6 protein-coding genes are annotated in these 12247 nt (G+C 45.6%); 3 read left to right on the forward strand and 3 right to left on the reverse strand.

Annotation, left to right across the window (positions count from 1 at the left end):
• Window positions 1-3: 3 nt before the first annotated feature.
• The gene (locus C5471_RS19385) at window positions 4-1065 is read right to left on the reverse strand and encodes a zinc-dependent alcohol dehydrogenase (RefSeq protein WP_133816422.1); all 1062 of its coding nucleotides are present in this window, start codon (window positions 1063-1065) and stop codon (window positions 4-6) included.
• A complete protein-coding gene (locus C5471_RS19390; protein ID WP_133816423.1) occupies window positions 1065-2315 on the reverse strand; it encodes a class-III pyridoxal-phosphate-dependent aminotransferase in 1251 nt (416 codons plus the stop codon). The genes C5471_RS19385 and C5471_RS19390 overlap by 1 nt, the downstream gene beginning before the upstream one ends.
• A gap of 729 nt (window positions 2316-3044) precedes the next feature.
• On the opposite strand from C5471_RS19390, the gene C5471_RS19395 reads away from it, so the two are divergent.
• Window positions 3045-4241, forward strand: a complete 1197-nt coding sequence (locus tag C5471_RS19395; protein ID WP_133816424.1) for a multidrug effflux MFS transporter — start codon at window positions 3045-3047, stop codon at window positions 4239-4241.
• Window positions 4242-4305: 64 nt separating this feature from the next.
• On the opposite strand, the gene malT is transcribed toward C5471_RS19395, so the two are convergent.
• The gene (gene malT, locus C5471_RS19400) at window positions 4306-7020 is read right to left on the reverse strand and encodes an HTH-type transcriptional regulator MalT (RefSeq protein WP_133816425.1); all 2715 of its coding nucleotides are present in this window, start codon (window positions 7018-7020) and stop codon (window positions 4306-4308) included.
• Between the two features lie 421 nt (window positions 7021-7441).
• On the opposite strand from malT, the gene malP reads away from it, so the two are divergent.
• Both malP and malQ read left to right on the forward strand, forming a co-directional pair.
• Window positions 7442-9850, forward strand: a complete 2409-nt coding sequence (gene malP / locus C5471_RS19405) for a maltodextrin phosphorylase (RefSeq protein WP_133816426.1) — start codon at window positions 7442-7444, stop codon at window positions 9848-9850.
• A 9-nt stretch (window positions 9851-9859) separates the two neighbouring features.
• The gene (gene malQ, locus C5471_RS19410; RefSeq protein WP_133816427.1) at window positions 9860-11947 is read left to right on the forward strand and encodes a 4-alpha-glucanotransferase; all 2088 of its coding nucleotides are present in this window, start codon (window positions 9860-9862) and stop codon (window positions 11945-11947) included.
• Window positions 11948-12247: the final 300 nt, after the last annotated feature.

Raw genomic sequence — 12247 nt, forward strand, 5'->3', positions numbered from 1 at the left:
CCATTATTTGAGATCAGAAATACGAATAAGTACTTTACAGTTTGGAGTACTGAGCGGTTTTTGGGTTTTGCCCGTAATATCACAACCCACAGTGAGAAAAGCCTGCAAGTAATCATTAAAATCAAAGATCTGACTGACCAGACGACTCGCCGGGATCACACCATCACGGATCATGGTATAAGCACGTTCAAAGCTGTTATTCAAAGAGTCAATGGAACCAATGACTGAAAGACTCTTATCCGCAATTTTAAGAATATCAAGGTTGGCATGTTTATCTTTAAGCGCCACATTCAGCAATTTTCCGCCAGGAGCCAGATGTTCGAAAATGTATTCGGTTAACTGGCCGGTAGTATCTACACATAGATCGATAAGTGCCGATTTATCGCCATATTTCTGCGTTAAAGCCTCATCAAAATCAGTATACAGCTCACATTCCGGCGGCAGATTTTCTCTGGCAAACTGAACACGGCTCTCGTTTTTCTCGACCATAAAAGCCTTGACGCCTCTGGCATGTAAAGCCCAAATGTAGAGCATACCCATTGGACCTGCGCCAGCCACTGCTGCACGAATATTGGTATGAGTGATACCCAGCTTATCGACACCGGTCAATGTACAACTTAGCGGCTCGGTCAGTGATGCCTCTTCCATGCTGACATGATCATCCAGTTTTATCAGTGAACTCTCTTTAGCCAGATACTGTTCAGCAAATGCCCCGTCATAGGAAACCCCAGCTTCGGTTCCCAATTTTTTTTCACAATGATTTGGGCTTCCTGTCTGGCACATCCGACAATGCCCACAGGAATAAGTTGGGTTGATCACCACGCGATCACCCACGTTAAAACGCGTAACACTTTTTCCTATTTGAGTGACAACCCCCGTCGTTTCATGACCGAGAGTCGTCCCCGGAATCGCAACAGGGTAAGAACCCGTGATAATCCCAACATCCGTACCACAGACACCACAAACCGCAATATCAACCACCACATCATCAGACTCAACACAATGTAACGGTTCAACATCCCGGATTTGAACATCCCATACCTGATTAAATTTAAGTGCTTTCATTATGCTACCTCCTTGTTGTCCAGCATATCTAAAGTCAGATCAGCAAAAGTCAGATCCAATTTATGCAAAATCTCGCTTAAATGTTCCTTAGTACAAATTAATGGAGGACGAACTTTGAGTGCACGGCCTTTCCCATAACGAGAACCCCGGATGAGCAAATTATGATTGTTCGCAGTTGCAATCGCTTTTGCCGCAAATTCTGGTGATGGCGTATCAAAACCAAACATGTAACCGACGCCTCTGACACCAGTAATTTCTGGATATTTACGCTGTAATGCTAATAAGCCATTACACAAATAAGCTTCGTTACTCTGCACATTCTCCAGAACATGTTCATCTTCAATAATATCGATAATTTCGTTGAGAGCGGTGAGTGAAAGAGGGTTAGCGCCTGATGTGCTGGAATGTTCGAAAGACTCTAATACATCCAATGAACTACGCATCAATACACCACCGGTAGGAATACCTATGCCACCAGCGCCTTTAGCGAAAACAATAATATCTGGTTCTAATTCTTTAGCGTAACCGGTTGATGCGAAGAATGTTCCTGTGCGTCCAAATCCTGTCTGTACTTCATCTGCAATAATGATAATGTCATGTTTATGACAGATATCTCTAATCTTTCGGTAAAAATCAACAGGGAAAACGATATTTCCACCATTTCCTTGAATAGGCTCAATGATTAGGCAGGCAATATTATCATTTGAACCCAATTGAATAAATTGTTCCAGATCAAAATACTGATTTTGTTCTGTGCCCGGTTCCAATTCAGACATGACGCTGGCAGGAGTCGGCACTTTTAAAGAACCATCAATATTGACATGAAAATCTTTAATTCTAAAAGCATTACCCGAAATTTGTGCTGTAGCTAAAGACTGACCATGATGAGCCAGAAAGAAAGAGATAACCCCTGACCGCCCTGTTGCTTTTTGAGCAATACGAATGGCGCATTCAACCGCCCCGGAGCCGGAAACATCCCGCAACCATATTCTATTAATTCCTTCAGGGGTATGTTTAACTAATTTATTCAGAATATATTGCGACATTTCATGAGTATAAGCTGAACTCAAATGTGTACATCTGTCGATCTGCTGTTTTAATTTTTCTGCTATTCTGCGATTAGTGTACCCCAGTGGAAGGTTAAATGTTCCCGAAGCCGCGTCAATATACTTTTCACCATCTATTTCTAAATAAGGACCATTACCAACAAAGCGAGAAAGCATATCTTCAAATCGTTTTCCATTTTCCATCATTTTATTACCTTAATTAATCATTTCTAACTATAATAAAGCACAACAACATTTAACAGGTAAGAGAATATTTACTAAAAATTAATTTAAATCAACAAAAAACCAATAAAAACCACAAAAACATTTAAAAAATTAAAGTATTTTGTATAAAATACATTATTATTTTGAATGAATTGTTAATTACATACAGAACTGCTAGTAAATATGGCTAGTACAGGTAATTCTGTTTAAAATCCTGTAGAACTGTCCGAAAATCTTGTAACTCTGCCTCAAACGATAACCATGAGAATATTTGTATAGCCTATGACTATTTTCTTTATGATAGGTGACCATCTTGATTATTTCTGATTTGTCAGAAACGACATGCTTTTTTATTGAGAATGAGTTACCAAAGAAATGAAAAAATAAAGTAATTATTTATTAATGAAATAATTTCAATCAGAGCACTTTAGAATAGAGGCTGCTAATAATCTGACATACCTTAAAAAAGTGCTGAAGCAACCTGGCCGGTTTACACAGTTAGGCCGCTCGTATAAAGTTCAGGTTTGAAAAAGCAGTAAAGAGTTCGGTTGAGCACGATATTTAAATAAACCTATCGCTAGTTTGAAATAACCCGCTAATAGGATCTCTGGCATACACAAAATCTTTAATCATGTTGGAAACTCAATGCCACTGTGCCGATTTACTAACAAAACCACCACAATCTGTTGAAATACTAAAAGAATAAACATGCGAAATTACATTTTTCTGTTACTTAGTTTGGTGCTTTTCGGACCACTAGGTATCGATCTGTTTTTACCTACGATCCCCGCCATTGCTGAAGATTTTCAGGTTAATAATGAGGTCATTCAGTCGACTATTTCCTTATTTCTACTAATCATGGGACTGGGGCAATTAATCGCCGGGCCATTGGTAGACAAATTTGGCCGTCGACCGGTTGCCTTGATGGGGATCATTTTGTATATCATTGGTTCTATGATCGCAGCACTTTCAACCAAATCCGAAATTTTTGTCGCAGCGCGGATCATTCAAGGATGTGCTGTTTGCTGTACCAGTGTCGTCTGCATCAGCAGTGTGCGCGATCGCCTGAATGGTGACGAGGCAGCTAAAGCCTACGGCTTTCTTAACAGTACACTAAATATTGTTCCTGCTCTCGCTCCGTTGCTCGGTGGTCTTTTGGCTGAAATGTTTAACTGGCGGGCACCATTCTGGTTTTTGGTCTGCTACTCGGTTATTGTGCTGCTTATCATTGCCATTTGGCTGCCAGAAACGCGCCCCGCAAACACTAAACCCATTCATGGATTGCCACTGAAACAGTATTATCAGATTCTCAGCAATGCCCGGTTTATGCATTTTGCACTGGTTAACGCAGGCATCATGGCAATAATGATTACTTATGTTTCATTCGCACCAACGGTACTAATGACCGAAGGCCATATCTCACCACTCGCATTTTCATTGATTTTTGGTGGCAACGGGTTCTGGACTATGATCGCCTTCCTGATCGCTAATAGACTCCTTCATCGAACGAGTCGCCCTCTCTGCTTGCTGCTAGGGGCAATTCTGATGGCACTGGGCTGCCTATCTCTGTTCTCAGGAATACATCTGCTACCAAACCTAGCCAGCCAACACTGGCTAAGTTATATGTTGCCGGTTGCTTTCGCTTGTGCAGGTCTGGCGTTTGTTATGGGGCCCGCAACCAGTTATGCTCTGGAACCTTATTCTGAAGAAGCAGGCGTCGCTTCCGCATTGATAGGGTTCGTCCAGATGGCTGTTGGCTCTATTATCTCTCTGGGCGCTATGGCGTTACCATTTCCACCCAAACAATCATTGATGCTGGTGATGCTACTGGGTACCGCGCTAACCCTGTCAGCACACTTACTCAGTCGCAGCCTGAAAAGACGGATTGTCTCGCTAAAATCTTAAAATCTGTCACGCAAAGCCATCGTTCAGTATCACTGATCAGAACAATGGCTTCGCGCAGCGGAAGTCACACACCTAACCCCATCATCTGCATCAGTTGTTGTGCCTGCTGAATCGCCTCCTGGCGATTCACAATCCCCAGCTTCTGATACAAATTCCGGATATGGGTCTTAATGGTTGTAGTCGCTACATCCAACTCTGCGGCAATCTGATCGTTGCTGTAGCCTGAATAAATCAGTCCCAGCACCTGCCATTCACGCTGTGTCAGTGGACTATTGCGAATAAGCTCAGGAACATCAGGATGTGTCAGCAACTGTGTGACAAAACTTTCATCAAAATGGGCGAACTTATGACGATGCTGACGGTTGATATCTCGTAAAATGCGTTGTGCCCGGTGTAACTCCAGTTCAGACAAAGTATTGAGCTGGATAAGCTGACGTAGCTGCTGGGCCATCAACTCACCTTCAATCACAAAATGGCTGATAAACCCAGTGCGGTTAGCTAGAGCCAATGCTTCGATAAGCGCATTCTGCGCGTCACTTTTACGTCCAACATGCCAGTAAAGCAAGTTACACAATAGTAGATTACGGTTCAGATCGCTTATTAGCTGCAATTCTCTCGCATGTTGATTCAGCATATCCAAAATAGATTCCGCCTCATCATACAGGCCAAGAAGGATCTGAGCGCGGGCGATACTACGCCACTGGCCCTGATTAAAATGATTATCGACACTATCTGGTCGCTCGGTCTGTGCCAACCATCGAACAGCCGCACTTTTCTCTTCCATATTCTGCCAAATGATGACTCTCAATTTGTCAGTATTGGTTCGCCAGTCTCTGTGATATTGCCCATTATTCAATAAGTTTTCACAACGGGCCAAATAACGGCGGGCATTATCAATATCTCCCCTAGTTAAAGAACATTTAGCCAACTGTGTCAGGCACTGCAACTGCTGCTGAGGTTGAAAGTTCGATAACACCTCCAAGCCACGACGTGCGGCCTCTTCTGCTTCATCAAGACGGGACCAGCACCACAAAAGCTGTGAGCGGATGCGCAAAAGGAATTCATGCATCGGAAGTTGCTCCAGATGCTGTTCACGGATCAATTCAAACGCCTTGTTCTGTGTTTCGTAGGCGGTCTGCAAATACCCTTGGGCCAGTAAAATCTCGCTTTGCTGCAACAATGCCCACAACGCATAGTGATGAACCTGGAAACAGCGCGCAAGCTGCTCGGTTTGTTGCATCCGCGTCAATGCATCAGCCAGCTCGCCTTTACAATGTAAGACTTCACCTTCCACTGACGTTGCGACAATACGACTGTATTCATTCTGCGGCAACAGCGCCGCCAGGGCCTTCTTCGCCAGCTTATCAGCCACCTCCGGCTTGCCGCTGTTGATAGCGACTTGAGCCCGTAAAGCATCAAACTCAGCCAATAAATCCGGCTCAATAGCAATCTGTTTCTTATGCAGTGCTTGTTCCGCCTGGCTCAACAGTGTATTTACCTCCGAATAGCGATGCTGGCTCTGAGCCAACCAAGCCTGAAGCAGCACCAGACGCGGACTCTCCAACAATTGTTCATAAGGCAGCGCATTCATACATTCTTCCAGCAGAGATAGCTCACTGTGGTTAAATAACGACCAGGCATACTGCAACAAAATATCGCGTAACATGGTGGTATCGCCCGCAGCTAAGGCATGATGAATAGCTTCGCCCGGATACCCTTGAACCAACCAGCCTTCTGCGGCGGCACGATGCAATTCAGGCAATTGCAACGCCATTTCCCACTGACAGCGTTGACGTAAAAATGAGGCAAAAAGTGGATGAAAGCGGAACCATTCACCAGAATCGTCCATACGCTGGAGAAACAGCCCCTGGCGCTCGGTTTCTTCAAGACGCTGTTGACCATTCTCTTCGCCGGTAAGACGAACGATCAAACCATCATTCATAGAACGCAAAATAGAGCTGCGCAACAAAAATTCACGGGTTGATTTATCCACCTGATTCAATACTTCATCCACCAAATAGTCGGAAAGATGGCTGGCGTTAATTCCCGATAAGCGTTTAGCCGACAGTTCAGCGGCATCACACGACTGCCGTGCTGAAAGCGCAATCAGCTGAAGCGCCGTTGCCCAGCCAGCCACTTCGTTGCACAGGCGTTTACAATCGTCGGCGTCAAGCGATGGGGTCAAACGCTTGTCAAAAAATTGCTGGGTTTCCTGGTGATCAAAAGCCAGTTGTTGACTATCGATTTCCAGCAATTGCTCACGTACGCGCAGATTGGCAACCCCAAGAGAAGGCAAATTGCGTGATAAGATGGTTAAAGTAAGATGCTCAGGCTGGTGACGCAGGAAAAACCGCATAGCCTCATGAATAATGTTATTCACAATCAGGTGATAATCATCAATCACCAGGAAAATCGGTCGTCGCCATTCATTGAGTTCAATAAACAGTTGAGCGAAGAGCGCGGGTAAATTGGCATATTGGTGTTTTTGGGCCAACACTTCACTTTTGGCGCAATGCCCCTGCGTGGCCTGCTGCAACGCCGCGATAAGATAGCTGGCGAAACGCTCCGGCTGATTGTCGCTTTCATCCAAAGAATACCATCCCAGATTATCTTGCCCAGCCGCCCACTGAGATACCAATGTGGTTTTACCATAACCAGCAGGGCTGGTTATCAGAACAAGACGATAGTTAGACGACTCATTCAGTCTGATCAACAGGCGTTTACGCCAAACCGTATTATTCAGACGAACAGGACGACTCAGTTTTGATGGGATAAGCATTGATTTCCGTGCCCATAAGAAACGATAAATAAAACCTGCGCCGGAACCCTATGTGATGTTATTAGATAATTTATGTCACGGCCCGTAATAATGTCATTAATAAGCCCAACCAAATTTAGTGAAATACACAGCCTTTGCAAACCTGTTTGCGAACCTCATTGTATTAAGTTGCGCACCCTATCACATTCTTGAACAGCAAATTCCATTTTCCATCGATAAATTATGGAAGATGCCCGCAAACCATTCCATCAATCTCCAGGAAAAATGGACTTAATAAATCGAAAATGATGCCAAATAGGATTACCGACTACGCCCTTTTACTCCACCCTGACTAATACCTCTCCAGGATGATGTTTTAGACTCTGAGAGCATTCAGCATAGCGTCTAAATTTTCCTTTTTCAGCTACAGGATGAAGACTCCATGCAACAGACCAGATTAGATAAAGCCCAGTTTCAAGCTGCGCTGACGCGTCAATGGCAGCGCTTTGGCCTCGGATCAGCCCAGGAAATGACTCAGCATCAGTGGTGGCAAGCCGTCAGTGCGGCCCTGTCAGAACTACTGCCCTCAAGCCCTGTGCTCACTGTTCCTTCCGACCAACAACAACGCCATGTGAACTATATCTCTATGGAGTTTCTGATTGGCCGTTTGACTGCAAACAATCTGCTTAACCTTGGCTGGTACGAAGACGTTCAGACTTACCTGGCAGAAGAAAATATTATTCTTAGCGATCTGCTGGAGCAAGAAACGGACCCTGCCTTAGGCAACGGCGGACTCGGTCGGCTTGCAGCCTGTTTTCTCGACTCTATGGCAACCGTTGGTCAATCAGCAACCGGCTATGGCCTGAATTATCAATACGGCCTGTTCCGCCAATCTTTTAATCAAGGACAACAAATTGAAAAGCCGGACAATTGGGGACGAGAATCTTATCCCTGGTTCCGCCACAATGCTCAGTTGGATGTTGAAGTTAATTTTGGTGGTGAAGTCTTAATGGCAGATGATGGGCGCGAAACCTGGGCACCTGAATTTACATTGATTGGGGAAGCCTGGGATCTACCGGTTATTGGTTATCACAACGGTGTTACCCAACCACTGCGCCTGTGGCAAGCAACACATACTGAACCATTTGATCTCGATAAATTCAACGATGGGCAGTTCCTGGCAGCAGAACAGCAAGGTGTTGAAGCAGATAAGCTGACGAAAGTTCTCTATCCGAATGATAATCATCAGGAAGGCAAACGCCTGCGTCTGATGCAACAATATTTCCAGTGTGCCTGTTCTGTGGCAGATATCCTGCGCCGCCATCATCTGGCGGGACGCAAAATAGAAGATCTGCCGAAGTATGAGGTTATCCAGCTTAACGATACCCATCCAACTATTGCCATTCCTGAAATGATGCGCATTCTGCTGGATAAACACCAAATGAGCTGGGAAGCGGCATGGGAGATAACCAGCCATACTTTCGCCTACACTAACCACACGCTGATGCCGGAAGGGTTGGAATGCTGGGATGAACACTTGGTAAGCCGCCTGCTGCCGCGCCATTACAACATCATTCAAGAAATTAACCGCCGTTTCAAAAAGCTGGTGGAGAAAACCTGGCCAGGCGATCAAGCCATATGGGAAAAATTGGCGGTACATTATAACCATCAAGTGCGGATGGCGAATCTTTGCGTCGTCGCCGGCTTTGCCGTGAACGGAGTAGCAGCACTGCACTCAGAACTGATCGTTAAAGATCTTTTCCCAGAATATCACCAACTGTGGCCGAACAAATTCCATAACGTGACGAATGGTGTTACACCACGTCGCTGGATCAAACAGTGTAACCCAGCACTGTCAGGGTTGATCGACCGGACGCTTAACCGTGAATGGATTAACGATCTTGATGCACTTAACGTGCTTGAGCCTTATGCAGATGATGCTACTTTCTGCGAAGAATATCGGGCTGTCAAACAGGGCAACAAGATCCTCCTGTCCAATTATGTGAATAAAGTAATGGGACTTAAGCTGGATCCAAACGCCATTTTCGATGTGCAAATTAAACGCTTGCACGAATATAAACGTCAGCACCTGAACCTGCTGCACATCCTATCGCTTTATAAACAAATTCAGGAAAATCCGGCGCTGGATATTGTTCCACGTGTATTCCTGTTTGGTGCGAAAGCAGCACCAGGCTACTATCTGGCAAAAAACATTATCTCTGCAATCAATCAGGCCGCCGAAAAGATCAATAATGATCCTATCGTTCGCGATCGCATCAAGATCGCTTTTATCCCCGATTACAAAGTTTCTGTCGCAGAGCTCATGATCCCGGCTGCCGATGTTTCAGAACAAATCTCCACTGCCGGCAAGGAAGCTTCCGGTACCGGCAACATGAAACTCGCGCTGAATGGCGCTCTGACGATCGGAACACTAGACGGAGCGAATGTCGAAATTGCCGAGCAAGTAGGAGACGACAACATCTTCATCTTCGGACACACCGTCGAAGAAGTGAAAGCTTTGAAAGCTGCTGGTTATGATCCATTGACGTTACTCAAGGAAGATAAACACCTGGATAACATACTTAAGGCACTAGCTAACGGAGAATTCAGCTACAGTGATAAACGCGCATTTGACATGCTGCTGCATAGCTTGATTGAAGGTGGTGATCCTTATCTAGTACTGGCTGATTTTGCCTCCTATTGTGATGCCCATAAGCGGATCGATACCTTGTACCGTGACACTCAAGGCTGGACACGTAGTGCCATTCTGAATACCGCCAGAATGGGTATGTTCAGCTCTGACCGGACAATCCGGGATTATCAACAACGTATCTGGCAAGCAAAAAGATAAGGAAAAATCATGGAGGATAAACGCCTCGATCATTTAGCGACCGAGGCTGGCATTGTTGCCAGCTATATCAATGCTTATGGAAAACCACAGGCGATTCCAGCAGAAACCAGACACCGCCTGTTAGATGCCATAAATGTAAACAAACCGGCCGGCGAGCCGGTTTCCCCCGTACCGGCGGTAAAAGTTTTTACTCAAGGGCAGCGCTTCACTATCACTCTGGAAGACGATAGGAACTACCAATGGCAGATACGGACAGAACAAGGAGAGGAATTTCAGGGACATGGCAGCCATCAACTGATTTTTCCTGATACCCTTGCTCAGGGATACCATCACCTTACTCTGACGCAAGGCAGCCAATGCTGGTCTATGCAAATGATAGTCGCGCCCAAACGCTGCTATGAGCCAAATGCGCTGTTAAAGGGGGAAAAACTTTGGGGTGCCTGTGTGCAACTCTATACACTGCGTTCAGAAAACAATTGGGGAATCGGAGATTTTGGCGATCTGAAATACATGCTGAAAGAGATAGCGGCGCGAGGAGGTTCCTTTATCGGATTGAACCCATTGCATGCGCTGCATCCAACTATGCCAGAAAGCGCCAGCCCCTATAGCCCCTCGTCACGCAACTGGCTTAATGTGATTTACATCGATGTTAATCAGATTGAGGATTTCAAACACAGCGAAGAAGCACAGAGTTGGTGGCAAACACAGACGACGCAATGCATGTTACAACATACCCGCAGTACAAAATGGGTAGATTACACCACCGTTATGGCGTTGAAAATGGCAGCACTGCGTCTGGCATATCAACAGTTCAATACCCGTTTAGAAACTGACTCTCAACAGGTATCTTTTCGCCAATTTGTCATTCAAGGTAGTGAATGCCTCTACTATCAAGCCGTCTATGACGCTCTGCACTGCTGGCTATACGCTAAAAATAACAGCTGTTGGGGTTGGCCTGTATGGCCGGAAGAATATAGCAATCCACACGGCGAAGCCGTACAAACATTTTGCCAGTCTCACCCGCAGGAAGTGGAATTCTTCCTCTGGCTACAGTGGCTGGCCCATACTCAACTTGCAGACTGCTTTACCCAAAGTCAAACCAGTGAAATGCCGATTGGGCTTTACCGAGATTTAGCCGTTGGCGTAGCCGAAGGAGGATCGGAAACCTGGTGTAACCGGGCTGTTTACTGCACCAAAGCATCAGTGGGAGCGCCACCGGATGCTCTGGGGCCACTGGGTCAAAACTGGGGCCTGCCACCAATGAATCCTCATGTTTTGCAAACCCAAGCTTACCAACCATTCATTGAGCTGCTGCGCACAAATATGACCTATTGCGGTGCCCTACGCATTGACCACGTTATGTCGATGCTCAGGCTCTGGTGGATCCCCTATGGCGAAACCGCCGACAAAGGGGCATATGTACACTACCCAGTTGATGACCTGCTGGCAATTCTGGCACTGGAAAGTCAACGCCATCGCTGCCTGGTCATTGGTGAAGACTTGGGTATCGTTCCGGAAGAGATTGTAGATAAACTGCGCGATAACGGCGTCTATTCTTATAAAGTGCTCTACTTTGAGCGCAATGAACAGGGGGAAGTCCGTGCACCAGATGATTACCCAGTACAAGCAATGGCAACGATAACCACCCATGATTTACCTACTTTGCGCGGATTCTGGCAAAGTGCCGATTTGACGCTTGGGGAATCACTCAGGCTATATCCCGATAAAGATCTTCTTCAAAGGTTATATACCGAACGTCAAGCAAGCAAACAAGAGTTATTAGAGGGATTACATCGCTACGGCTGTATTCCGGAACATATCGGCCACACGGCAAAAGAAGTAACAATGTCGCCTGAGATAAACCAAGGGTTACATCGCTATATTGCCCACAGCACCTGCGCACTGCTGGGACTGCAACCCGAAGACTGGCTGGATATGGATAAACCCGTCAATATTCCAGGTACTACGATGGAATATCCCAACTGGCGACGTAAATTAAATACCACACTGGAAACGATGTTCAGTGATGATCATGTAAACCAATTACTGAATGATTTGAATACATGCCGTAAAAAAGCAGGGGCGGCCGAGGGTTGAATACCGTAACATCGGGTTCTCCTCTCTGAAAGCGCTATCCTTTCCCATTTAATAATTTAATGAAATTATGATTTTCAAGGATGGTTTATAATCTAAACCATCCTTAGATTATTGACAAATTGATGGTTTTTTATCCGGCATTTTACTTTAATTAACCTGAGTTCTGGTTAAGCGGTCGCGGTAGGAATAGCCGTTACCAGCTACCCCCCGCACAGATCCGGACGTGCGCGACTAACGCATCCGGCTCCTACCTCGGGTGTTTGGCGTAAAAGCGCTGCAAAGGATAAGGATGCACAATTC

Origin of the sequence: Photorhabdus tasmaniensis (assembly GCF_011189505.1) — a bacterium.
GTDB classification, from domain to species: domain Bacteria; phylum Pseudomonadota; class Gammaproteobacteria; order Enterobacterales; family Enterobacteriaceae; genus Photorhabdus; species Photorhabdus tasmaniensis.